19 protein-coding genes are annotated in these 25,651 nt (G+C 42.7%); 7 read left to right on the top strand and 12 right to left on the bottom strand.

Features of this window, described 5'->3' with window-relative positions; all coding sequences use genetic code 11:
* Window position 1 precedes the first annotated feature (1 nt).
* Window positions 2-196, bottom strand: coding sequence for a hypothetical protein (locus H6G26_RS09445; protein WP_206757533.1), 195 nt, complete (start codon window positions 194-196; stop codon window positions 2-4).
* Between the two features lie 426 nt (window positions 197-622).
* Here H6G26_RS09445 and H6G26_RS09440 point away from each other — a divergent pair, with 426 nt between their 5' ends.
* On the top strand, window positions 623-901 hold the full coding sequence (locus H6G26_RS09440; RefSeq protein ID WP_190729008.1) for a hypothetical protein: 279 nt from the start codon (window positions 623-625) through the stop codon (window positions 899-901).
* Between the two features lie 429 nt (window positions 902-1,330).
* Complete coding sequence (locus tag H6G26_RS09435) at window positions 1,331-3,673, top strand: filamentous hemagglutinin N-terminal domain-containing protein (RefSeq protein WP_190729007.1); 2,343 nt, start codon at window positions 1,331-1,333, stop codon at window positions 3,671-3,673.
* 323 nt (window positions 3,674-3,996) lie between these two features.
* On the opposite strand, the gene H6G26_RS09430 is transcribed toward H6G26_RS09435, so the two are convergent.
* Window positions 3,997-5,040: a hypothetical protein gene (locus H6G26_RS09430; RefSeq protein WP_190729006.1), complete on the bottom strand. Its 1,044-nt coding sequence runs from the start codon at window positions 5,038-5,040 to the stop codon at window positions 3,997-3,999.
* Between the two features lie 162 nt (window positions 5,041-5,202).
* Between H6G26_RS09430 and moaA the strand changes: the two genes are divergently transcribed.
* Window positions 5,203-6,189, top strand: a complete 987-nt coding sequence (gene moaA / locus H6G26_RS09425) for a GTP 3',8-cyclase MoaA (RefSeq protein WP_190729005.1) — start codon at window positions 5,203-5,205, stop codon at window positions 6,187-6,189.
* 331 nt (window positions 6,190-6,520) lie between these two features.
* Here the strand turns inward: moaA and rpsD are convergent, their stop codons facing one another.
* Entirely contained in the window at window positions 6,521-7,129 is a 609-nt protein-coding gene (gene rpsD, locus H6G26_RS09420) for a 30S ribosomal protein S4 (protein WP_190729004.1), read from the bottom strand.
* Window positions 7,130-7,583: 454 nt separating this feature from the next.
* On the opposite strand from rpsD, the gene H6G26_RS09415 reads away from it, so the two are divergent.
* Complete coding sequence (locus H6G26_RS09415) at window positions 7,584-8,282, top strand: hypothetical protein (protein ID WP_190729003.1); 699 nt, start codon at window positions 7,584-7,586, stop codon at window positions 8,280-8,282.
* Window positions 8,283-8,736: 454 nt separating this feature from the next.
* On the opposite strand, the gene hetR is transcribed toward H6G26_RS09415, so the two are convergent.
* From hetR to H6G26_RS09400, 3 genes are all read right to left on the bottom strand, one after another.
* Complete coding sequence (hetR, locus tag H6G26_RS09410) at window positions 8,737-9,636, bottom strand: heterocyst differentiation master regulator HetR (protein ID WP_190729002.1); 900 nt, start codon at window positions 9,634-9,636, stop codon at window positions 8,737-8,739.
* A gap of 1,678 nt (window positions 9,637-11,314) precedes the next feature.
* Window positions 11,315-13,648 (bottom strand): EamA family transporter, encoded by a 2,334-nt coding sequence (locus H6G26_RS09405; protein ID WP_190729001.1) that lies wholly within the window; start codon window positions 13,646-13,648, stop codon window positions 11,315-11,317.
* Between the two features lie 701 nt (window positions 13,649-14,349).
* On the bottom strand, window positions 14,350-15,627 hold the full coding sequence (locus tag H6G26_RS09400) for an inorganic phosphate transporter (protein ID WP_190729000.1): 1,278 nt from the start codon (window positions 15,625-15,627) through the stop codon (window positions 14,350-14,352).
* Window positions 15,628-15,663: 36 nt separating this feature from the next.
* On the opposite strand from H6G26_RS09400, the gene H6G26_RS09395 reads away from it, so the two are divergent.
* Complete coding sequence (locus tag H6G26_RS09395) at window positions 15,664-15,948, top strand: hypothetical protein (RefSeq protein ID WP_190728999.1); 285 nt, start codon at window positions 15,664-15,666, stop codon at window positions 15,946-15,948.
* Between the two features lie 133 nt (window positions 15,949-16,081).
* Here the strand turns inward: H6G26_RS09395 and H6G26_RS09390 are convergent, their stop codons facing one another.
* Window positions 16,082-17,128, bottom strand: a complete 1,047-nt coding sequence (locus H6G26_RS09390; protein ID WP_190728998.1) for an alcohol dehydrogenase catalytic domain-containing protein — start codon at window positions 17,126-17,128, stop codon at window positions 16,082-16,084.
* Between the two features lie 208 nt (window positions 17,129-17,336).
* On the opposite strand from H6G26_RS09390, the gene H6G26_RS09385 reads away from it, so the two are divergent.
* Window positions 17,337-17,840, top strand: a complete 504-nt coding sequence (locus H6G26_RS09385; protein WP_190728997.1) for a GNAT family N-acetyltransferase — start codon at window positions 17,337-17,339, stop codon at window positions 17,838-17,840.
* A 16-nt stretch (window positions 17,841-17,856) separates the two neighbouring features.
* On the opposite strand, the gene dacB is transcribed toward H6G26_RS09385, so the two are convergent.
* From dacB to H6G26_RS09360, 5 genes are all read right to left on the bottom strand, one after another.
* The gene (gene dacB, locus H6G26_RS09380; protein ID WP_190728996.1) at window positions 17,857-19,320 is read right to left on the bottom strand and encodes a D-alanyl-D-alanine carboxypeptidase/D-alanyl-D-alanine-endopeptidase; all 1,464 of its coding nucleotides are present in this window, start codon (window positions 19,318-19,320) and stop codon (window positions 17,857-17,859) included.
* A gap of 75 nt (window positions 19,321-19,395) precedes the next feature.
* Window positions 19,396-19,863 carry a tellurite resistance TerB family protein gene (locus tag H6G26_RS09375; protein ID WP_190728995.1) on the bottom strand — a complete coding sequence of 156 codons (468 nt, stop codon included), beginning with the start codon at window positions 19,861-19,863 and terminating at the stop codon, window positions 19,396-19,398.
* Between the two features lie 191 nt (window positions 19,864-20,054).
* Window positions 20,055-21,968 (bottom strand): biosynthetic-type acetolactate synthase large subunit, encoded by a 1,914-nt coding sequence (gene ilvB / locus H6G26_RS09370; protein ID WP_190728994.1) that lies wholly within the window; start codon window positions 21,966-21,968, stop codon window positions 20,055-20,057.
* A 133-nt stretch (window positions 21,969-22,101) separates the two neighbouring features.
* Window positions 22,102-23,364, bottom strand: coding sequence for an MFS transporter (locus tag H6G26_RS09365; RefSeq protein WP_190728993.1), 1,263 nt, complete (start codon window positions 23,362-23,364; stop codon window positions 22,102-22,104).
* Between the two features lie 165 nt (window positions 23,365-23,529).
* Window positions 23,530-24,123 (bottom strand): hypothetical protein, encoded by a 594-nt coding sequence (locus H6G26_RS09360; protein WP_190728992.1) that lies wholly within the window; start codon window positions 24,121-24,123, stop codon window positions 23,530-23,532.
* A 329-nt stretch (window positions 24,124-24,452) separates the two neighbouring features.
* Here H6G26_RS09360 and H6G26_RS09355 point away from each other — a divergent pair, with 329 nt between their 5' ends.
* A complete protein-coding gene (locus H6G26_RS09355; RefSeq protein ID WP_190728991.1) occupies window positions 24,453-25,574 on the top strand; it encodes a ferrochelatase in 1,122 nt (373 codons plus the stop codon).
* Window positions 25,575-25,651 lie beyond the last annotated feature (77 nt).

Genomic DNA, 25,651 nt, shown 5'->3' with positions numbered 1-25,651 from the left:
TCTAGATTCTGGTTTTGTTGGTGCGATCGCCCTTTTGGCTGAATTCAAGTGTCAGGGCGTTGGCGTAGCCTGTGGTAGACATCCCTTTTTCGCAATGACCTTGATATAAGCGATCGCCTTTTCTACTCAACTCATCTGTGGGTGCGTTGGCGTAGTCCGCCGTAGACATCGCTGATTTGCTATGACCTTTATACAAGCCGCTCCTCCTATCCAACTCATCTGTGGGGTGTTGGCTTTTTCTGACGGTATGAGAAAGATGAAACGGCTAACGCTAAGGCTTTAGCCTGTGGGGTTATCCAAATCGTAAGCAGGTATGAGAGTTGAGGATGATATCAATTACTCAATCCTCTTAAGTGATGAACGGTTAGCAGCCAGATTCATGAATGCTTTAAGAAAATTCAGCATATATGAAGTTTTATTAGGCAATGCGTAATTGTTACTAGCCAAGCTGAAGTCATAATTATGAGAGTTCGCAAGTTTAGTAGCTTAACTCTTTCGTTTCCTTATAGATCCCGTATTCTTAATTTCTTAATTGCCAAACTGTACTAATAGAAGTCAGGTTAAATTAGTACATCACAAGATAAGTTCACACATTTACCAATCTGCAAGGAGAGCAAAAGTCATGAATTCTCAAAACACACAACTGCTAACAGACAAGATTCAAAAGGAAATTAGTCAGAGCTTGAATAACTCAGAATTTAGTAGTTTAAGGGAAAATCATGGTATATCAGGAGATAATTATCATGACCTGCAAAGCAATATAGACCTTAATAAAACTGAATTAAATGATCCTACTGGAGAAAAGAATGTTCAGGATGTTACCCAAGGAATTCCACCTAGAAAGAAGGAGTTAAAGAGTTGCTGGGTGGATGATGATGGTAATAGGGTATGTAAGCCTTAACAGTATTGTCAATTTAATTACTATAGTGTCAAATTTTTGATAGTAAAGGCAATAACATTGTTTTTAATTGCGTGGAACACAAGTTTTTCGTAGGTCAACAAAAATGGATGACGGTATGATATGTCATTAAAGTTTAGCCTTAACACTATTTTCCACTTAATTGCTATTGCCTCAATTTATTGAGAGTAAAGGTAATAGTGCCATTTTGAATTGTGTGAAATACAGTTTTTTGAAAGGGTACAAAACTGTTGTGCCCTATCACATAATATTGTTTGCAAATGATAAACGCTATAAGGTGTTGGTAAAGAGGGAAACGCAAATTGCCGATTCCATTCAGATGTAGTCTAATTATCGCACTCACGTTAATACAGGTTTAGCGTAACTATTGTTCAGCAATTAATGCTTTTTTAGAGCGGTAGAATATCAAGTATGAGTAATCTGTGGGTCTGGTTTAAAAGGATAGGATTTGCAGTATGTGGTGCAATAGCTTTCTGCGGAAACTCCGCTATTGCTCAAATTACCCAGGATGGAACTCTACCTACTAATTCTCAGGTTACACCACAGGGTAATATCACAATTATTCAAGGTGGAACCAGAGCAGGAAACAATCTGTTCCACAGTTTTGAGGAATTTTCTGTACCTACAGGGATTACGGCTCACTTTCAAAATCCTTTAAATATTCAAAACATTATTAGCCGGGTAACAGGTAAGTCTATTTCTAATATTGATGGCATCCTGAAACCAGACGGCCCAGCTAACCTATTTCTAATTAATCCCAATGGGATTATTTTTGGTAACAATGCTTCTTTACAAATTCAAGGTTCATTTGTGGCGAGTACTGCAAGTAGTTTGAACTTTGTTGATGGTACAAAGTTTAGTGCCACAGATCCCCGAACTACGCCCCTGCTAACAGTAAGTGTACCCACTGGGTTACAATTCGGAGCAACTGCGGCTCCCATCCGCAATCAATCCCAAGCAAATCCAAATGGGGCACGTAACCCTGTTGGTCTACAAGTGCAGCCAGATAAAACCTTGGCACTTGTAGGCGGTGATATAACTCTGGAGGGCGGGAATTTAACTGCAATATCTGGACGAATTGAGCTAGGAAGTGTCGCTGCTAATAGTTTGGTTAGTCTGAACCCAACGACCCAAGGTTGGGTTTTGGGATATAAAGATGTCCAAAATTTCCAGAATATTCAACTAATCCGGCGAACTGTTAACGGTTCTGATATTCCATCTCAGGTAGATGCTAGTAACAGAGATGGCAGTGGAGGCAACATCCAGGTGCAGGGCAACACCATTGAACTAAAAGGTTATCTTGTTCGCTTAAGAACCCAGGTTACAGGTGCAATAGATGGTGGAGATTTAACGATTAATGCCAGGAAATTAATTGTTCGGGATGGCGCAGCAGTATCTACTATTACTAGGGGAGAGGGTAATGGGGGAAAGTTGACCGTGAACACCTCCGAGTCCGTGGAGGTAATTGGTAGCTTTACCGACCCAAATACTGGGTCGATTACATCTAGTGGATTGTTTAGTTCAACTGCTGTTGCCGGAAAAGCGGGCGAGATAACGATCAATACTAGAAGGTTACGTATCCAAGATGGCGGACAAGCGGCAACAGACTCTATTGCATCGAATCAGAATTCACAACTTATACCAGGTACAGGAGCAGGAGGCAATTTAACTGTGAACGCCTTAGAGTCCGTAGAACTAATCGGAACCTCAAGCGGTTTGTCTAGCGGCTTGTTTGCTTCGACTAACACTTCTGGAGATGCCGGGAAAGTAACAATTACTACAGGAAAATTCATTATCCAGGATGGGGCTGAAGTCACTGTAAGCAGTCAATTTGACCAGAATTACATTTATCCAGGAGATGGATATATTCTAGGTAAAGCAGGCGATGTAAATGTAACAGCCCGCTCCATACTTCTAGACAACAAAGGAAAACTTACATCTGACAGTGACTCAGGTCGGGGCGGGAATATTACCTTAGACGTGCAAGACATATTGATGATGCGCCATGAAAGTAAAATAACCACTAATGCAGAGGGTAATGGAGATGGCGGTAATATTACCATCAATGCACCTAATGGCTTCCTTGTCACCGATCCCTCCGAAAATAATGATATCACCGCTAATGCCTTCTCTGCCTCTGGTGGTAAAATCACAATCAACGCTAAGAGTATCTTTGGTTTTGTGCCGCGCACCCGTGCAGAGGTAGAAAGGCTGTTAAACCCTAAACAGCCACTAGACCCAAGTAGACTGCTAACAAGTGACATCACCGCGTTTTCTCAGCAAAACCCTACATTAAATGGCACTGTACAAATCAACTCACCAGATGTTGACCCCAGTAAAGGATTAATCGAACTACCCGTAAATCTGGTTGATGCTTCGCAGCAAATTGCTGCTGGTTGTGATTCTGGTGGAAAAATAGCCAGGAGTTCATTTATTGCTACTGGGCGTGGAGGAATAGTAGCCGATCCTACGCAGCCATTGATATCTGATGATGCGGTGCTGGCAGATTGGATCGCACTCTCTCCAGAGAGTCAGAATATTGCTGGTGGTATTCAGAAAAGAGTGGCTGTTAAGGCGCAGCGAGACACAGAAGAAAAATCACAGAAAGTTAATTCTGTCAATGAACCTGATGAAATTGTGGAAGCTCAAGGATGGGTTATGGATGCCAATGGGAATGTGGTTTTAGTTGCTCAAGTTCCTACTGCCTCGCCCCATAACTCTGCGCTCACCGCTACATCTTGCGCTGCTAATTAGAAAATAAACAGTCAAACTAGAGCCAAGGCAATGGAATTCGCGGCTACACAAACGTAGGCGTTCGTGTAGCGTCTCGTAGAGAAGCCTTTCCGTAAAGCCTGCGGCATAGCTACGGTTAGGGCGTAGACTCTCGAAGAGAAGGGTAGTCCGCCTCCGGGGGCTAAGGCATCATGTAAAAATAAGTTGTACAAAATTTATTTGGAATAGCTTGCTAAATCTAGCTTTCGCACAAAAATTGTTCAGGTTATTTTTACACAAATCCTAAGGAAAAATTAAGGTTTTGAAACCCACGGAGGTGGGTTTTGTCTATGTAGACGCGGTTTCTAACCGCCCTTTTGACTCGTTTCCTGAATTTGTAGACGTACAGTGTGTTCAGTCGCACCACTAAGTTGCAATTCCATGATTTCACCACCCAGAGGTTCCAGGCAAGTGAGGAGCGATCGCAAGTTGGGTGTACTTGCGCCAGTATCTACATATAATCTATCCGCCAAATTACCAATGCGTTTCCAAGTCATGTACAGTTTAGCGATCGTTTGTTCAATCTGGGATGCTTGATTAACCAAATCAGCAGCAATACTCAGACAGCCGACTCTTTGCGCTTCTTCTAAGGCTGTTTCAATATCAATATTTTCCTGCGTTAGCGCCTGGACTTGAGCCGCCCCTTTGAGATATTTGGCCAAGTTACGCGCTTCGGTAGTTACCTGCTTCAGGGTATCCACATCAGGATTAGCAGCAATTTCCTTTTGGATAAACTTTTGGTGCGATTCTGGCAGTTTTTCCATTTCCTTCACCAGTGGGGCGATGTAGCGCGGTGGAAGGGTATTATCTGCTGCTTTTTCCTTGACTGCTTCAGGTAATAAATCTGAGGACATGGCTGTCCATTCATCGCTGAGTTGACGCACTTCGCGCCTGGTGATGCGATCGCCTTTTTGGGCGGCTTCACTCACCATCTGTTGCACTTCTGGGACTGCTTTGGAGGTTTCAACAAATGCCCGTTTGCTGAAGTTGTTTACAGTTCCGGGATCAAGTTTACCGTCTTCGATGAGAGTATCGGCACTATTCGCCAGTTGAATCCAAGAGTATGCTTGACTCTTGCTGATTTCCCGCTCTTTTAGCCATCGCAGAAAGCCAGTACCACGTCCGTCACCACCCACTTTCTCTCTGTCGCGGATAGCCCGTAAAATTCGCCCCCGCCAGATTTCAGTTTGCAAATCAAAGCGATCGCATACCTGCCAAGCTACTTCTAGCTGCTGTTGAAAATCTGACTCTAGAATCTGTTCATCTTCTGGATCGGGCAGTTCAAAGCTGATATCGGCTGGCTGCTGTAAAGCAGCAGCAAGGTCGTTGATGGAGTCGGTATCTTGCACGATTGATGACTAACGAGTGGATGCGATCGGCTTATTATGCCACAATCTGTGGACTCTCACTTAAGGGGGAGTAAGGTATTTTGAGCTACAACAAATATAGTAGGAAGGCGTAAACCAACTTTGTAAAGTCTTTAATTAATCAGAGACAATAAAAATAAAACGATGAACCAGGTAGACTACCTCCGCATTAGCTTAATCGATCGCTGTAATTTTCGTTGTCAATACTGTATGCCAGAGGGAGTAGAACTGGATTATATTCTCAAGCAACAGCTATTAACTGATGAAGAACTGCTCACCCTAATTGAAGAGGTATTTATTCCGGTAGGCTTTAATCGGTTTCGGTTGACTGGGGGTGAACCCTTATTGCGTCCGCGTGTGGTAGATTTAGTAAGCGCGATCGCCTCTTTTCCTCAAACTCAAGACCTCTCAATGACCACCAACGGTTTTTTGCTAGCTCCGATGGCACAAAACCTCTACAATGCTGGTTTGCGACGAATTAATATTAGTCTGGACTCCCTTGATCCCGACATTTTTGATCAAATTATTGGTAATCAGGGGCGTTCTCGTTGGCAACAAGTTTGGCATGGGATTCAAGCTGCCCATCAGGTCGGATTCGACCCCCTAAAGCTGAATGTAGTGGTGATTCCTGGCGTTAATGACCACGAAGTTCTAGATTTAGCCGCCCTGACAATTGATAAACAGTGGCACGTTCGATTTATTGAATTTATGCCTATTGGTAATGTACATTTATTTGGCGATCGCGGTTGGCTATCTTCAGCCGATTTACGAGAATCTATCCGCGATCGCTGGGGCTTGACAGAATCACAAGTTCGTGGCGCAGGCCCTGCTGATGTCTTTCAGATTCCCGGTGCGAAGGGGACACTGGGATTCATTAGTCAAATGTCAGAATGTTTTTGCGATCGTTGTAACCGGATGCGTCTGAGTGCCGATGGCTGGCTGCGTCCCTGTTTATTGAATGAAACTGGTCAAATAGATTTAAAAACTGCTCTACGTTCTGGCACTACCACCGCTCAATTACAAGAGCAGGTAAGGCATTTACTGGGAATCAAGCCAGAAATTAACTTTAAAGGGCGCGATTCTGGCATTTTAGGTACATATAGCCGCACCATGTCGCAAATTGGCGGATAGTCAAGTCGCTTCTCTACGAGACGCTACGCGAACGCTCCAATTAAAAATTATTAATTAAAAATTGCAATCAGTCGGGGCTTGAACCCACCACTGATAGCGACGCGGAAAGCGAGTCCGCGAGCGTCTTGTAGGCCACTGAATCTTTGATTCATTGTTGGCTCTGTACCCCAAATTAATTAAAAATTATTATTCTTCTTAATTTTTAACTTTTAATTAAAAAAAGGTCATTGGTCATTTGCCCTTTGCAAATAACTAAGGACAAAGCGCAAAGTCTGAGCGGAGGTTTCCTCCGATCAGAACTTTGTAAGAGATGACTAAGGACAAATGACAATTAGGCTTGTCGTGAGTAGTATTCCACCACAAGTAGTTCATTAACTTGTAGTGCCACCCATTCTCGCTCAACAACGCTGTTGACTCTACCAACCAACTTATTTTTGTCAAACTCCAAATGACTGGGGAGGTTGGCCAAACCGGGATATTGCAAGTTAGCTTCCACCAACTTCCGTGATTGTGCCCGATCCCTAACAGCAATTACTTCACCAGGACGACATTGGTAGCTGGCAATATTAACTACACGACCGTTAACAGTTACGTGACCGTGATTTACCAGTTGACGAGCTGCTGGGATAGTCGGAGCTATACCTAAGCGGAAAACGGTATTATCTAAGCGCATTTCTAGCAATTGCAACAGCACTTGTCCGGTAGAACCAGTAACACGTCTGGCTTTTCGCACATAGCGCAGCAATTGCTTTTCAGTCAAACCGTAGTTGAAGCGAAGCTTTTGCTTTTCCTCTAGACGGATAGCATACTCAGAGCGCTTCTTGCGGTTCTGACCATGCTGCCCAGGTGGGTAAGCGCGTCTAGCGCTTTTACGAGTTAATCCTGGTAAATCGCCCAAGCGGCGTACAATTCTGAGGCGTGGCCCTCTATATCGGGACATGAGTTTCCTTAATCTAATCCTGTTTAAACTTTACCCAAACATTCGATTTTGACATTCCCCTGATTAAAAATCAGTGGATTCTTGGTTCTTTGATGCCTTTACTTTGGTATGACGTATCCTACAAAAGTAAAGGCATCTTTTTTACGCCAGTTGCTTTAAGTCGGTAAAGCCGACACACTAGCTTCCAAGCTTGAATTCCGGCCTGTCACGCCGTACTCTTGCCAATAAGTTTTTTGTGTTTATTTAGTTTCGTAGGCTACTCAATCATCAGATTGGTTTACGCAGTATTCTTACTCTGAAATACTTTTTACGTTGCCTACTTATCTTTCAAACAGTTATATTAACATAATTTTCGGCATAATTAATTATGTCCATACCTTACTCACGCTGAAATTCTTTAATTACAGAGGATTTTTAAAATATTTGAGTTAGCATAACTTTGGGTGTTTGGAGAATGGCAACATCAATGAGCAATAAAGCGGTTAATAGAGGTAAGAACAAACAAGCCAGTTCCACCTCTAGGATTTTAACAGTACCAGTGGCTATAGCTGGATGCTTGGCAACGATTTTACCAAATACAGCGATCGCTGCCTCTTACAGCAACGATTATAGTGTCTGTGCGGGTCGCCTTTTGAGCGTGGGTGTAACAGCAGAAGCGGCATCACAAGCTTGTGCAGCAGCACTGCGTCCAAGGGATTTGGCTGCTTGCGTGGTTAAAATTGATAAGGAAACCCAAATTGCCGCGACAGATGCGCTTTCTACTTGTGGGAATGCCCGACGTCCTGAGGAGTTAGCTACCTGTGTAGTTGGTGTTAGCTTAAGTACTAAGGAAGAAGCTAATCCGGCAGTTTTAAACTACTGTGGACGTAGTTTGTTGCCTGTGCGTTTTGGCCAGTGTGTGGTTGGCTTGCGTAGTCAAATCGACTTTCCTGCTACACAGGCATTAGATACTTGTATCAGTGCTGATGATAGTGTTATAGGTGCTTCATCTTCGTCTACACCGCCAACTATAATACCTGCGGGTTCAACTCCAAGTTTAGAGACTACCCCATTTCCAACACAACCGGTTACTCCAACGCAACCGATTGTTCCAACACAACCGGTTATTCCAACGCAACCGATTGTTCCAACGCAACCCGGCACGACAAATTAATTACAGTCCTTTGTAATTGACTGAGAATACAGGTTAATTAGTAGGGTAGGCATTAAAATGTCTACCCTACTATGGTTTGAGCAAAAATATTTATATAAAACTTGCTATAATTACCCCTGCTTGCAATTATGCAACCCAAATATTTACAATACAAAAGTCACAAAATTGCTTGTGACTTTTGTACTACCAGTACAGTATGACAGTTTAAATAGATCAACGATACCCCTACTACTAAGCAAGGGACAAAATCAGTGAAAAGCTTATAAAGTAAGCTTTTTGAATTTTGGGTAGTGGAACTCCAAAAAATAAATTATCTAATTTTTGGAATCAAAACGAATTTTCCTCACTCAAGTAAAATATACCCTGGATTAAAATCGTACCCCTTTGGGGATCTTGCTACGCGTAGCGTCCCGCAGGGATGGGATATTTTTTTATTTGAAAGTCCCTAGGGCGACTAGTCTTCTCTTTCACCAAAAGCTGTCTGTAAAACCACTGCAATACCACCGTCTTGGTGATATTTATCTGCCCAGGCACGGATAACTTCATCCAATTCTTCCATAGCCTGCTCCATTTTTTCTGGGAGGATATCAAGTTCTTCTAGTAAGCGCATGGCATTTCGCCGCCGTTCTGCCCAATTCTTCATCATGCGGAAATACCGAGCGGTATCTTCTACCATGATGTAAGTGCGTTCTTGATCGTCTGCGGGAGCATAAAAAGGACGGGTAAGAGCGTAGAAGGGCATTCCCCAAGGAGAATCAATGCGTGTTACCGTTCCTGAGTAGAGCAGACGGCGCTTGATATGCTCACCCAAAGCTTCACTCAAAGGCATTTGGTGTTCCGGCGGCAAGTCTTCTTGCGATCGCCTGTGTAAAAACTCAATCAAATCCAGAAACTCAAAAGAGCTAACTAACTGGGCATCAGGTAGATTATTTGGAAGTTTTTGCTCAATTTGTTTTTTTTCTTCACTTGTCAGGCTGGTACCAGGAACGCGCGATCGCCCCGGTTGCCAAGGATACTTTTCTAGCCAGACATAAGGCAATTGAATCAAATAGCGCGGTTCCTGAGAACCCAGCATCTTTAATAGTTTGCCTTCTGTTAGAGCCTGTCTGACTTCTTCTACAATAATTTTTACCCGTTTCGGCTCCAGGTGGTGCAAATGCCCTGTCATCCGCAGGTTTTGCCCCTGCTCCAGATAGGTCATGTAAATTGCACACTTTGCTGCTGTTGCGGCTGCGTCTAAAAATGCCCCATGCCTGTGCCCACTCGTCCGCATGGCACTAAAAGCCAGATAAAGCATGATCTGATCCATCGCACTGGGGTCAAGACGTTTGATCAGATCTATGTCGTTACTCATATTACAGACAATTGAATAGCACGTTTACACAATTTTTAATCGAGTGAAAATAGGTAGTATACACCTGGCTGAAGGGAATGTCTTTACTTCAGACTATATTAATATGCGATAACTCTGAAATCGGTGGTAGTCCAAACTACTATTTTCGCATATTTTTCTCATATACAGGCAGATTCAGTTGTTATTACGATAACTGTCGCTGTATCTGACCGGAAAATTACATAGATCACCAGGTTTAGCTTGAAGGCGGTTTAAATCCCAAAAGTCAACTTTGTGTGTTGCAATTAATCTACAAAGCCTTTAAGTTCTCTGGGGTTTTTCTTATCTTTTAAGAGCAACAATATCAAGCTGCTTACGCCTAATTATGGCACTATGCCGACTCGGAGTAAAAAGTAATTGGCGCGGTTCATCTAGAATATGTGTTACTCAAAAAATATGATTTTAATTCGGCTTTGACGAATTATTTGTAGTACACAAATGGCTAGAGAGCATTGGGAATAGCCTAAAAATAAATCGCTTACCAGGTGTAGAAACATTCAGAGGTTGAGTCATACAACTCGTTGCGAACTATCATCTTGTTCACAACCTCCACTGATGTCTCGCCACTATAAGCCGTTGGCTTGAGGGAAGATAGTAGACATCAATTAGAGTAATTAATTCCAATTTCAAAAATACCTGTTGTTTCACATATCGTTCCTTATCATATCATTATTTTTTTGGTTTGCAATAAATCTGTGCCTTTTTAATTTAAAAATTATGCTTGTTTAAATAATTTGTATTCTTGTTAAATCAACGTTTAATTATATTTTTATTTTTCGTCCTAAGTCTAAATCTTAATTAGCTTTTTGTGCTGATAATTTTACACAGAAAGCCTCAATTTAGTTTGAATTCATCGTATAACCATCAAGCTTTATTGATCATGCTAACAGCCTAATAATTAGTTATTAGCCAGAAATATCATAAAACGTATTAGATTCAATTTGATGGTTTTTTAAATGTTTTTTCCCACTGAATTGGTATTGTTTGCATGATTTGACTAATTTATTGGCTACTTTCAAGTATGTTTTTACCTCGCTGTTTTATATATTTTCTTGGCTTGAATTGTGTAGAGAATTTTTTGCTAGAAAAGGAAGAGAATCCGTAGCAAGGTGCGATATAAACTTCTTCCTCTAGGCATCTAGGCGATCGCCCAGATTGACTAATACAGACTGACAAAAACAAATATACCATCTCAGCAAACACAATAAGCCAGTGGGCGTGAATAATTAAAGGTTTATTAAGCGGCTTCAAACCTTAGAATAGGCGTGAAACCCTTACTAAGAGTGAATATAATCGATTTTACATTCCGTAACATAGTTTAATTTATTCTTACCCACTTACTGAGTCTACCACGCTTCAAAACCGGGTTACTCTAAACACTTCTGCTAGTTTTTCATCTCCTAGTTCCAAAAGGTGCTGCAATGCTCTTAATTGTTTGCAAATCTCCTCCTTAAGCAAGTACTTGTACTCAATTGCTTGAGTTAGTACTACTCATACTGCTTATATATACGTGTTTTCCCTGCCCGTATCAGGCTAAATTCCTAAAAATATATTACAAGTCCAGTTATTCTGATTACTGCTGACTGATAACCGTTAACCGTCAACAGTTAACAGTTAACGACCTGATTGAACTCGTCATTTAATTGGTAGGGCTAGAGGGTTTAACCTGATTTTTCATTGTTTCAAAACTGAAAGCAGCCGCGCCAAAGGTTACTAACAACACTCCTAAGATTTGCACAATATCTAAATTTTCTTGAATGATTAACCCAGCGAAAATCACGGTTAAAACTGGGATGCTACCACCGATGAGCGCTGACCGTGAGGCACCTAGTTTACTGATACCAATATTGTTTAGCAAATAGCCCGCAAGAGTCAGCACACCCAAAATAAATGCGCTTAAAACCAGTTCCAGCATCTTAGAGGGGTCAACTACTAAGTTCCAACTGCCTGGTAAAGGTAGCATCAAGCAGATAAAGCTCAACAGCAACATGGTAGCGAAGTTAATTAAAGTAAAAGTCACGGGATGCAGTTTGCTAGCACAAACCCGCGTCAGAATTATGTAGGCAGCAAAAGCTACGCCTGAAAGAATGGCGGTGCTGCTTCCTAATGAAGTATTACCCATACCTGTGCTGGGAGAACCTGCCAAAACCAACAATTCACCGCAGCATATCGCGGCGATCGCACCGATGCGGAATATGGTAGGGCGATCACGGAACAAAAACCACGAGAATAGACCACTAACCATTGGATAGATAAAGAACAGTGCGATCGCCATTCCAGTTGTGACTTGGGCGATCGCAGTGTATATGAGTACCTGAGACAAAAACAAAAAGCACCCACTCATAATTGAATACAGCAAAATCCGCTTGCTAGCTGTATTAGCAGCTGTGGGATTTCCTCGGGCTGAGTTAGCCAAGTTTTCTAAGTCTTGCCACAATGTTGGATGCAGTATTGGAGATAACAGTACCATCAGTGGTACCACTACCATAAACCGTAGGGTCAAAATTAACAGAGTATTGCCCAAAGTCGGCGGCAGCAAGCGCTCTACCTCTAATACTCCAAAAATTTGAGAACCTTCGTGGAAAATTATCTTAATGGCTACGTTGTAAAGCGACGATAATACTGCCGATAAGACAATTAATAAGAAACCGATTTGGAGCGGCGATAAACCTGAAGAATTGCGCGATCGTGATTGTGGAGGTTTTGCTCCCGCCTGCGGCTCTAGCGCAGTAGAAGGCGGGGATTTAACTTTGCTCTGCGACACGTTCTTGCGGGTAACAGAAGTTGGTTCACCAGCGTTTCTCCTCCGTAAACGCTGTATTGCTTCCGTCGGTGGCACAGATACAATAGGAGGCTCTGATGTAGTTTCGCTTTCTGATAAATCTTTATTGAGGACAGAAATTGGTTCAGTAGGGTTTTCTTTTGGTGGCGGAACTACGGTAGGATTTGGCTCTGATTTAGTTTCCCTTGGGGACAAATCTTTGCTGGGAGCAGAAATTGGATTCGCGGCGTTTTCTTTAACAACAGTCGACTCTGATTTAGTTTCCCTTTGGGACAAGTCTTTGCTAGGGGCAGAAATTGGATTCGCGGGATTTTCTCTAACAACAGTCGGCTCTGATTTAGTTTCCCTTTGGGACAAGTCTTTGCTAGGGGCAGAAATTGGATTCGCGGGATTTTCTCTAACAACAGTCGGCTCTGATATTGTTTCCCTTGGTGAAAATTTATTAGGGATGGGGGAAATTGGCTCAGAGAAATTTCTTGCTACTTCGCCAACTTGTGGCGAGGATGTCCCAAAAGAACTGTTTTTTTCTGGTTCCGTAAATTGCAAAACAGTAGGTGTACCTGTTGTTGCTGATTTACGTGAAGTTTCTTCTATAGTTTTTTCTAGTTCTCCATGCAGGCGATTAACAAACTCCGTCAAAATCGTTTCCCCTTGCTGCTGCTGGCTGTACATCCGTGACAACTGTTGGGAAAGATTACTTTGATAGTTCTTCAGCTCCTGTTGCAGGGAGTTAAAGGTAACAGTAACGGTGTCATCTAAGCTGTCAAACATATGTTCGACTTTTTCATTGATTTCACCTACTACATTGGTGCTTACTTCAGCGGATTTAAGCGCAGCTTGTTCATAAGACTTGCCGTCTATGGTTTGGTTCGCTAAAGTTGCCAGAGAAGATTGCAATTGTGAAGATATATGCTTTGCTAGAACTTCTGCAAGTTGCCGAATTAACACTTGCTGCTCAGTAATTTGGCGCACTTGTTGTAAATGCTCTTTTTCCTCTAGCAAGCTTTGAATGTCATCAGACAATCGATTTTTTTCTGACTGAAGCCGCTTTACGTCTTCTTGTAACCCTCTGAGGACATTCTGCTGAAGATTTTCTAAATCTTCAACTACAGCCCAAAGAGCATTTTCTGCTGCTCTGGATAGCTCGCCTCTGACTCTTGGGTTTTCTGGTTGCTTCTCGAATCGCCCCATTAGCTTCTAACCTCTAACATCTTGACGATAAAGCTGCTTCCGGTACACTTTATTAGCGCTCATACTAATTTCTTGTATTTTGTCAGATAAATTAAAAATTCTAACAGCACTTCCGCATTTCAGCGCAATTCTGTCATACTGAGCACAACTTGGCAAAGTATTAAATTTGTACTAATACTGAATACACAGTATTTTCTTCAGCATTGACAAGTGTTTTGTCATTGGATTTTAGATTTTGAGTTTTAGTTTGTCTGTATGGCTGTAAATGCCTTGAACTAAAACCTTTTTTTTGGTCAGTTTAATTTACATCAACTATTTGCTAATGAGATTTTTACTTTTAAATAAATCCCACTCCAAATAGATAGATATTTATTGTTGTGCTGCCGATAGTAGTTGTCAAAGATTTACAGATGCGTGTGCGTAGGCGCAAAGCGGCTTGTCCCCAGACATCGCCACAAAATTGTCTGACTTGCAAAATTAACTGTAAATTTTTGTGGAATGTAACTTGTGTGACAGTTTATATCTCTAAACGGAGATTAAAGTATCTTGTTGTGGAAATTCAAAGTTACGCTATCCCCTGCACAACATTCTAATGAATGAGCAGCAGTTCTGCAAAAACGCGCTTTTTTGGTGTTGTTGCAGTCCAGGTTTACTATGAGTAGATGCAGTAGAAGAAAAAGTTAGAGAAATATTAATAGTTATTAGAGAAATAAAATCCTGGCGATGCTAAAGATGGCAGCGCTAAGGATAGCACTCACGGGGATTGTAATTAGCCATGCGGCGGCAATGCCTTGTAGTGTTTTAAACTTAATCGACTTGATATTTTGGACTAGTCCAATACCAACTACACCGCCGACAAGAGCGTGGGAGGTGGAGACTGGTAAACCTAGCCGGGAGGCGATGAGGATGGTGGTAGCAGTAGCAAGTTCGGCACAAAATCCACTACTAGGTTGCAAAGCAATAATATTTTCGCCAATAGTGGCGATGACTTTTTTACCCCAGACAGCCAAACCACCAACAATACCAGCACCGCCAAGGATTAAAATCCAAATGGGGATGGTGATACCATCTGTAGGTACGCTACCAGTGCGATTGATGTAGACGATCGCAGCTAAAGGAGCGATCGCATTTCCCACATCATTAGAACCGTGAGCAAAAGCTACAAAGCAAGCACTTAGCAGTTGGAATCGGGCGAATAATCTTTCTACAGGATTGGGGATTGGGGACTGGGAAGTGGAGAGTAGTTCTTTGTTATCTCCCGTCTTCTCTAATTGTCGCCAACTAATGATTGTGAGTCCAACTGCTGCTATAGCACCCGTTAACAGTGGGATGTCGTAAGCGGGGATATTAAAGCCAAGCTCAATTACAAAATTGGTTAGCGGTTGAGTCAGCGATGGTAATACAATTACGCCAAATACCCCTAGCAGCGCAGCACTCAACCAGGGAATCCATTCTTGTAACTGCACTACTTGATTGGGTTGATCCAAAATCCAGTGCTTGATTTGACTGTAAAATAAAGCAGCGATCGCACCACTAATTAATGGCGTTAAAACCCAGCCAATGCTGATCAAGCCAATTGATGACCAATCAATTGCACCTACTCCCAAAGCTACCCAACTAAATCCAGCGATCGCACCAACAACCGCATGAGAAGATGAGACTGGTAAACCTCGTGATGTGGCAATTTGCAACCACACACCACAGGATATTAATACCGTTACCATTCCAGTTACGAATATTTGGGGTGTAGCTGCGAATAAAGCAGGATTCGCAATTTTCGTTGCGAGAGTTTCCGTGACCTCATGTCCAAACAATACAGCACCCGTAAACTCTAATATCCCGGCAATTATTATCGCTTGTTTGAGGGTAACAGCTTTGGAGCCTACAGAGGTTCCCATCGCGTTAGCAACATCATTTGCTCCGAGATTCCAGGCGACATAGAAAGCTAGTAGAGCTACGAAAAGTAGGGTAATAAGCATTTTGTTGGGGACAAGGGGAAAGTGAGAGAGATGAGGATGAGACTTGAGCCTTTGAGCTTCATCGTTGAGCCTTTGAGCTTCATTGTTGAACCTTTGAGCTTCATCGTTGAACCTTTGAGCTTCATCGTTGAACCTCTGAGCTTTGTCGTTGAACCTTTGAGCTTGGTCGTTGAACCTCTGAGCTTGGTCGTTGAACCTCTGAGCTTCATCTTTGAACCTTTGAGCTTCATCTTTGAACCTCTGAGCTTTATCGTCAAACCTTTGAGCTTTAAAATTCTACTTTTAACGAACTTTGGGGGTTTAAGTCCCCTACCTCTATAGGCAGCGCGTTTTGTGTCGGGGTCTAAATCCCCGGACGCTCGCAGACTCGCTAACGCTTCGCTAACACAAAATGTAATTGCGAATTGCGAATTGCGAATTGGTTTAACACTCCCCCATCTCCCTAATCTCCCTGTTACGGATAAATTAAGATTTTATAAGTATCGGGTGTAGGTGCGATCGCTTGCTCAACAGCTGCTGATAAATTTTTCAATGGATAGCGATCGCTAATCAACGCTTTTACATCTATTCGCTGATTAAATACAATATCAGCTGATAAACTCTGAAGCCGATAAGATGAGCTATAACTTCCTATCAAGTCAATTTCTCGACGATAGAGGATATTGGGATTAATTGGAATTTCCACCTCATCAGGGAATTCGGCGAAAAATAATATTTTGCCACCTTTGCGAGTACTATCAAGTGCTTGAAAAAAGGCTTTCTCACTAGGAACAGCCAGCAGGGTAACATCAACACCCAGTCCACCAGTTAGGGCATGGATCTTTGCTGTTAAATCGGGATCACGGGCATCAAAAGCCGCCTCTGCACCGACACTCAAGGCTTTGTCAATTCTAGAGGGTAGTAAATCGGTAGCGATCGCTTTTGCTCCGAAATACTTCACCAACATGATAAACATTAACCCAATTGGCCCAGCACCAGTAACTAATACAGTTTGTCCTGGAGCAATTTGAGCTTTTCTCACTGCCTTCAAGCAGCAGTTAGTTGGTTCTACAAAACTCGCTTCTTCAAAACTGATGTTATCCGGGATAGGAATCAACCCACCATTTTCCACAATATGTCCGGGAACCTTGACATAATCAGCAAAACCGCCACCACTGGCGTTAAAGCCTGCGGTAGTGGAGATGTTTTTGTAAACATCACACATGGAGAAATTATCATTTAGGCAGTAGGCGCAACGCATACAAGGGATGTGGTGCATCACTGCTACCCGTTGTCCAACTTGCCAACCTTTGACATTATTGCCTATTGCTGCGATCGTGCCGGCAGTTTCATGTCCAAAAATGCGCGGTGGTTCATACAGTGGATAACGAATTTTTTTAATATCTGACTGACATAACCCCACAACCCGCACCTGTACCAGTACTTCATCTGGTTCTAAGGTTGGAACTGGGATATCTTCGTAAGAAAGTTGATTAACGCCTCTAAATACCTGTGCTTTCACGTTGGTTTTTTCCCGCTCAACGATACTAGATGTAACATTTAGTGGTTCAGGTTAGGTTATCAAGTTTGAGATTTAATATTAACTGCGGCTGCCATCCAAGCGGCGCAACGGGGAGCCAAAACTATTCTGGTGAGATAGTATTACAGCTTCCGTAACGCTGTATTATTTTTAAATATTTTCTCAAGATTTTTTTTCCGAGACGGTAGCAATGACTATTCGCCATGCGACTGAAACTGACTTGCCTGCCATTGTGGCAATTTACAATGCTGCAATTCCTAGCCGCATGGCAACTGCTGATTTAGAGCCAGTATCTGTGGAAAGTCGCCTTCCCTGGTTTAAGGGGCGATCGCCTTTACAACGCCCACTTTGGGTAATCGAAGTAGAAGGAGTAATCGCTGGATGGCTTAGTTTCCAATCCTTTTATGGACGACCCGCCTATAGTTCTACTGCCGAAATTAGTATTTATATCGCCCCTCGCTTTCAACGGTGTGGTTTGGGGCGACAACTATTAGCACAAGCAATTAGCGAAAGCCCTAGTTTGGGTTTAAAGACCCTAGTATGCTTCATTTTTGCTCACAATCAACCCAGTTTAAAACTTTTTGAAACATTTGGTTTTCAAGATTGGGGACATTTACCTAAAGTTGCCGAAATTGACAGCATTGAATGCGATTTGAACATCATGGGACTCCGAATTAGTCAACCTGTTGTTTGATTTGATGCCAATAATATTAACAAGGCTGTAATTGCGTCAATAACACAACAATTTCATCAATTACCTGCCGCACAACTGTTGCAGGTTGTTCTGATTGATTAACGATAATACTAAAAACTAACGGCTCATATTTAGGCGCATTCATATATCCAGATAAAGAAACTACACCCGTTAACGTACCTGTTTTTGCTTGCACAATGCCCTCAGCAGATGTGTCTTGAAAGCGGTTTTTCAAGGTTCCACTTTTACCCGCCACAGGTAAAGATGCGCGATACAGATATGCTGTTGGTGTTCTTGCTATTCCTCGCAAAGTTTGGACAAAAGCTTCTGGTGTCACTAAGTTTCGACGTGATAAACCCGAACCATCCACTAAAATATAATTTGCTGGATCAACTCCCAATTGAGTTAAACTCGCTTTAACAACTTCCAAACCTAGATCAGCACTAGTTTGATTTTTCAGTCGGAGTTTTTTTACAGCTAATGCTCTCAGCAGGGCCTCAGCATAAAGATTATTACTATTTAGATTCGTTTCTGCTAATAATTCAGATAAAGGTGGCGACTCTACAAATGCCATTTCTTCTTGATTAACACCACCGCTTACAACTAATGTTTGACCCAAAGGAATTTTTTCTGTTGCCAAAGCAGTACGGAAGCGCCGTAAGAAGTAATAATTAGGGTCAACTACGGGCAAATCTATTAAAGACGGTTCAGAGTTTGCTGTTAATTGTCCTTGAATCCGTAATACTGTTCCTGATAATTCGCGGGTAACATTAACGTAAGTTGGTTGATTTTGTGCAACCGTTACAGACTGATTAATTGTCCGCCACTGTCTCGCCTCGTTGATATCAGTCCACACTACTTGTAAAGATTTACCTACAGCCTGCGGTACAAGTTTTAAGCTAAAAATATTTTGATTTAGAATAAAGCTGCTGACTGGTGCGCCATAGTCTGACTGCACATCTTCCCATTGCCAGGTGGGATTAACAATATCACCTTGAATATAACTATCATCAGCTATCAACTGCTGAATTTGCGTAATACCTTTCTGTTTTAACTGCTGTGCCAATGTTTGCAGTTGAGTATCACTTAAGCTGGGATCTCCCCTACCGACAACACGTAAAACACCATTACCATTCTGATAAATAGAAGTGCGAATCCGAAAATTAGCACCCAATTGCTGCAATGCTGCTGCTGTTGTCAGCAATTTGATGTTAGAAGCGGGAGTAAAATATTTTTGAGCATCCCGGCTGTAAAGAATTGGCCCCGTTGACAGGGGTTGCACCAAAATTCCCCAGCGCACCCGACTGAATAATGGGCGATTGATTACAGCATCTATAGCTGTTCCTAGTTGGGTAGAGCAAATTGATTTTGTGGTAGTTGTTGGTACAGCTGGGGTTTGTGCTTTAGCTGCTGGCTGGGTAACACCAATTTGAGTACCTAGAAACAGCAGCATCAAGCTAAGAGAAATTTTTCTGGTCATCACATAGCTCGTAAAACTACCTGATGATAATACCTTGGTGTGGCATTTTTTTTACGTCAATTCGACGGCAGGAAATTAACACTCTTCTTCCTCTTCTTCCTCCTCTGCCCCGAATAATTCGTCTATAAGTTCTTGTGCCCGTTCGTCTGAAATCTTTAAGGCTTCTTGAAGCTCAGAGATATAATCTTGTTCAGCTTCGGGTACTTCCTCATCAATCCCCACAACTAAGATAGCTGTGATGTATGCAGCTTCACGATAACCTTTATTTGGTAAGGATGCGATCGCCTGTTCGATTAAAACTTCAGGTTCTTCTTCTTCTAGCAAGCTGACAACCTTTTGGGTCAACTCTTCAAAGTCTTCATCAGAGTAATCTTCAAATTGGGAAACAGCACCCAACATTTCACTCAACGCGTATTCTTCTTCTATGGTTATGCCTTCACCGTCAATAGCTGCGGAAAAGAGTCCAATAACTGCGATCGCAACTTCTGGTTCTAAAGCAACTGAACTGGTGCTACGGCCTTTGGGCAACTTGCGTTTAGACATAATTATCCTTTAAAAGTTACGTGATATTTCAGGAAGTAATACCTTGCGGTTTATCAAGCTTCCTAAATTTAGGTTTCCCAAAAGAATGTCAAAATATACATTGGTATAAATATTTATTCATAAAAAATACGCAGAGGATATATTGCTCTGCGTATAAAAACAGTTAAATTGTCTTAATTTATCAAAAAGCGTTACAACTTCGTCCCACACTCAGCGCAGAAGTTATGGGTGGGAGCATTTTTTGCATCGCAGTTACTACAATAAACTGGCTCTGCTGCTGCTTTCGGCGGTTGCTTCTGTAAACCGACCATTTGAGCGTTGCTCTTGCCAGGAGCTACCATTGGATAGCAATTTTCGTCTCTGGTGACGTGGACATTCAAGATCACTGGGCCTTTGTGTGCCAGCATTTCGGCGATCGCATCTTTTAATTCACTGCGATCGCTGATTATCATGCCTTTAATGCCATAAGCTTTTGCCAATAACTCTACGTCTGGCATCCCTACTTCCATGTTTGAGCATGAGTAACGCTCACCATAGAAGGCTTGCTGCCACTGGCGCACCATTCCTTGCCAGCCGTTATTGATAATTATTGTCTTGACATTTATCCCATACTGTGCAAGCGTACCAAGTTCCTGCAAACACATTTGGAAACTAGCATCGCCACTGATACAAATAACTTCTTCATCAGGAAACGCCACTTTAGCACCCATTGCCGCAGGTAAGCCAAAACCCATCGTTCCTAAACCAGCACTAGAAATCCAGCGTCTTGGCCCGTTCTTGAGGAATTGTGCTGCCCACATTTGATGTTGTCCGACATCTGTAGTGTAGTAAGCTTGGGGTGCTTGGCGACTGACTTCTACAATCACTTCTTGGGGTGAAATGGTGTCGGGATGCTGCGGCACTATTAGAGGATACTCATCGCGCCAACGGTTAACTAAATTTAACCACTCTTGGTTTTGATTAGGGGTGGCCTTAACGCCTGTTTCTTTGCAGCGACGCAACAAGTCTACTAACACATTCCGCACATCGCCGACGATGGGCACTTCAGGAATGCGGTTTTTGCCGACTTCTGCGGGATCGATATCGATGTGAATTACTTTGGCGCGGGAGGCGAATTCGTCTAATTTGCCTGTAACGCGATCGTCAAATCTAGCGCCGACGCAAATCAGCAAGTCACAATCACTAACGGCGAAGTTAGCGTAAGCTGTGCCGTGCATCCCCAACATTCCCAAAGCTAGGGGATGATGTTCGTCAAATGCACCGATCCCCATTAAGGTTGTAGTGACAGGGATATTGAATAATTCAGCTAGTTCTTTGATTTCTTCATGAGCGCTAGCTGCGATCGCACCACCACCGACATACAGTAGAGGACGACGGCTTTCAGTAATCAACTGGATCGCAGCATGAATTTGGCGAGGATTTCCCTTTACGGTGGGACGATAACCGCGTAATTTTGCCGAACCTGGTTTCACAGGTACATAGTCAAATTCTTCTAATGCAACATCTTTGGGGACATCAATCAAAACTGGCCCCGGACGCCCACTGCTAGCGATGTGGAAAGCTTCGGCGACAATTCGCGCCATATCTTTGGGGTCACGCACTACATAGGAGTGTTTCACAATTGGTAGCGTAATCCCGTAAATATCGGTTTCCTGAAAGGCATCTGTCCCAATCGATGGACGTGCTACCTGTCCGGTGACTACAATCATGGGGATTGAATCCATATAGGCAGTGGCGATCCCTGTCACCAAGTTAGTTGCTCCTGGGCCAGATGTACCAAAGCATACTCCTACTTTGCCTGTGGCACGAGCGTAACCATCAGCGGCGTGGGCTGCGCCTTGTTCGTGTCTCACGAGAATGTGCTTCATAGCACCAGTTGCTTCCACCTTATACAGGTCGTCGTAAATTGGTAGAATTGCCCCACCAGGGTAACCAAAAATATAATCAACGCCGTGGCGATGAAGGCTGTCAAGCAGAGCAAAACCCCCAGATGCACGTTTGGGCACGACTGGCTGGCTAGAAATACGAGATTCTTTGTGATTCTCGGTTTGTGGGAGACTGATTTGGGATAGCGATTCTCTTGCGGAGACACTTTGTGAACGCACGGTCAAACCTCAGACTATAGCTTAAGTTAATGCTGAAATTCTGTATTTAAGATTTCATTTTAATTGAAAACTTCAATCAAAATCTTATTAATTCTTATATTAAATATAAATCTAGACTATTAGCCTACATTAATTAAATTACGTCTTGCAAGACATTGCGAGTATTTTTCCAAGCCCAAACACCGACAAGTACCACAACAATACTCATTGCTACAAGCACAGTTCGCAAGCCGAGAGCATCAGTTAATGGCCCAGTAATCGCCAGAGGTAAGGCCAAAGCGAGGTTGACGGCATGATTTTGAAAGCCAAACACTTTACCGTGCATGGTAGATGGTGTTTGCTGTTGAATTAAAGTTTGCATGGGTACGCCAATTAGGGAAGCACCTATACCCAAAACTGCACAGAGTCCTAGTGCCAGTAATAAGTTGTGCGTAAAAGTAAACACCCCTAAAACTAATGCGATCATCAAAAATCCAATTAAAGGTAAAGGCTTGTGATGCAATTTATCACCCCAGTGACCTAAAATCGCTGCGCCAAATACCATACCTACGCCTGCTGCTGCCAAGAAAAAGCCAAACTGTTTTTCTTTTAAGCCAAACTCCTCGGCTAATTGAATTGTCAGTACCGTTAAGGCTGCAAACACGCAATATAAGGTTGTCAGTTGCAGCATGGCATTCAATATCAAACGGTTTTTCTTGAGATAGCGCAGACTTGCGGTGAATTCGGTCCAAGGGTGATTTGATGCCTTATCTTCCCCTTGAGGGTTGTGTTCTTTAAATTTAATTGGCTGCATGATCGCAGCCGACAATATGTATAATCCACCAACTACAATTTCTTGACCGTATTCTGCTCCCATCAAGTCTTTCGCCAAACTCAAAATCGGCTCTCCTATAGCAAAGCCAACAATTAAAGCTCCCATCATTGTGCTGCTAAACAGCGCATTGGCTGCCAACAAATTTTCTCGCTTCACCAACAAGGGAATGGCTGCTTGTTCAGCTGGTGCAAAAAATTGCGTCACTGTGGAAATGGCAAAAGTAAGAATTAACAGAATCAGGAATTCTCGTGGCAAAAGGGGAAGACACAGTGTTAACAGTCCACGCACAATGTCTGAGCCGATCATAATCAGCTTTTTTGGCAAGCGGTCAACAAAGAGACCACCGACAGAGCCGAACAAAATTGCTGGTATTGTAAACGACAGCATCAAGGTTGAATACATCGAGTTTTGTGCCAACCCAGGAAGTGGTGAGTAGTTCTCCAGCAGAGCAATCATTAAAACGAAGAAGACCTTATCTGCTAACTGGGACACCAATTGCCCAATCCACAGGAGCATAAAACCACGGTTTTTTAGCAGTGCGCTAAACCCGTTATTAACAGCAGCCGGTTCAGTTGGAAACATTTAGATACTTTGGGTAGATGGGGCATGGGGCATGGGGCATGGGGCATGGGGTATGTCGCATTGGGCATTGGGCATAGTTTTTTTTGACTATCCCCTGTACCCTGTCACCTGTAAGCTTCTCCCTTCCCCACTCCTAACTCCTAACTCATAATTCTATTGTCCGGACTAATTTGCTTCATACTGCTTTAACAGCATAAGCAAAAACTCAGTAGCTGTCAGATAACCTTTAGGTGGATAAATTCCAATGGATGAATCTACCCACCAGCCTTGTACAGTTTGGGGCGATTTCCAAATTGACAAGTGATCAACTGCTGGCTGTGCATAAAAGTTATTTTGCCCACTACCTAGCAAACATGAACTCCAATGAGTAAAATAATCATGGCTCATCCGATGAATAGGAAAATTACCCTGTAGAGGTACTCCCCATCCATCTATAGCAATAAACGCTTTGACACGACCACCCAAGAGTTGCCACAAATGCGCTGCTCCTATTGCCCCGACTACGCCAGCACTAAAGCTAATAAATATAATTGGTGATTTTAAAGAGTCGCTCAAGCCATACCTGCTGTGAGCTACGCTAACGCGCAAAAACTGCAAGATATGAAATGCTGATAAAACTAAAATATCTTTACCGGGATAAAGCAGTATATTTGCTGGATTTTGGCTGATAGTGCCATTAGCAACCATATCTAATAATCCGACTTTAAAGCTTTCACTTAAGTCTGGCTCATGGATTCCAGGGCAAATAATTATACTCATCTGTATATTCTAAAAATTGGTTATTGGGTATTGAGCATAGAAAATTGAAGTTAAGTTGACACTAATGGGCACTGCCGTGCCCTTACAGGTGTACCTCACGTAAACGAGAACCGCCGCCTTAACACGATATACACAACCGTGCAAGCCCAAAGATTTTTTTTAATACCCAATCCCCCACGAAAGTCTTACTTTTGATGTATTGTTTTAATTTTCTCACCTATCCTATGCCCCTGGATGGGATAATAAGTTACAAGTAAGGAAGGGGAAATGTGTAAGCTATTCCCTTATTTTATATTTCTCTGCACTCTGGTTATATTGAGGAACTAATTGTGGTTGCCACGCCGGAAAAAGTACAACACACCCACGAGCATCTATCAGGTAAAGACCGTGTAGCCGTACTGCTTATGGGCTACGGCGAAGTCGAAAGCTACGAAGATTTCGCCAACTATAACGAACAGGCTTTAAATCTACTGACAGCAAAATTTGCACCGGTACCAACCTGGATTTATCCGCCTCTGGCAAAGCTTTTGGCGCTATTTGACCGCCATGAGTGGGGACACACACACCACGATTTTATCTCCCCACACAATGCCATCTTTGAACAGCAACGGGCTGGGATTGAGAAGCAATTACAAGAAAAATGGGGTGATAAGGTTCAAGTTTTCAAAGCTTTTAACTTTTGCGCCCCTTTTCTACCTAATCAAGTCTTGGCAGAAGTCAAAAACCAAGGCTTCGAGAAACTACTGATCTACCCACTGCTGGTTGTTGATTCTATCTTTACTAGTGGGATTGCGATCGAGCAAGTTAACAATGCTCTCGTTGAGTTGACTGATGGTGAGGAACACTGGATTAAAGCACAGCGTTACATTCCTTCTTTCTTCAACGAACCAGCCTACATCGATTTGATGGCTCATCTGGTTGAGGAGAAAATTGCTGAGTTAGGCGCAGCTTATCTACCTTCTCAAATCGGTATTGTGTTAATGAATCACGGCTGTCCCCATAAAGCTAAAGGCTTTACTTCTGGGATTGCCGAAAGTGAAGCAATGTACGATTTAGTTCGGGATAAGTTAATTAACCGCTATCCGTTAATCTCGGTGGGTTGGCTTAATCATGACACGCCTTTAATTGATTGGACACAGCCAAACGCCGAGCAAGCCGCAAATAACCTGATTCAACTGGGTGCAAAAGTGGTAATTTTTATGCCAATTGGCTTTGCCACAGAAAACCACGAAACTTTATTGGATGTACACCACATCATCCATGCTTTGGAAAAACAGCATCCTGGTACGAACTACGTGCAAATGGCTTGCGTAAACGATCATCCAGAATTCTTGGCTATGGCGGCACAATGGGCTGATGCTCATATTGCAGAGTTGTTGTCAGAAGAAACTTTAGCAGTTAATCCCCAAGTCGCTGGGGATAACCACCATCACCATCACCATCATCATTAGACATAGGAGTGAAAAAGAATGTAGAGACGTTGCAATGCAACGTCTCTACAAGAGTTTCAGGTAACGCATAATTTTGG

Source organism: Nostoc sp. FACHB-888 (assembly GCF_014696655.1).
Lineage (GTDB): Bacteria > Cyanobacteriota > Cyanobacteriia > Cyanobacteriales > Nostocaceae > Nostoc.
Note: the sequence above shows the minus strand (reverse complement) of the source record. Positions and strands in the feature narration are given on the sequence as shown.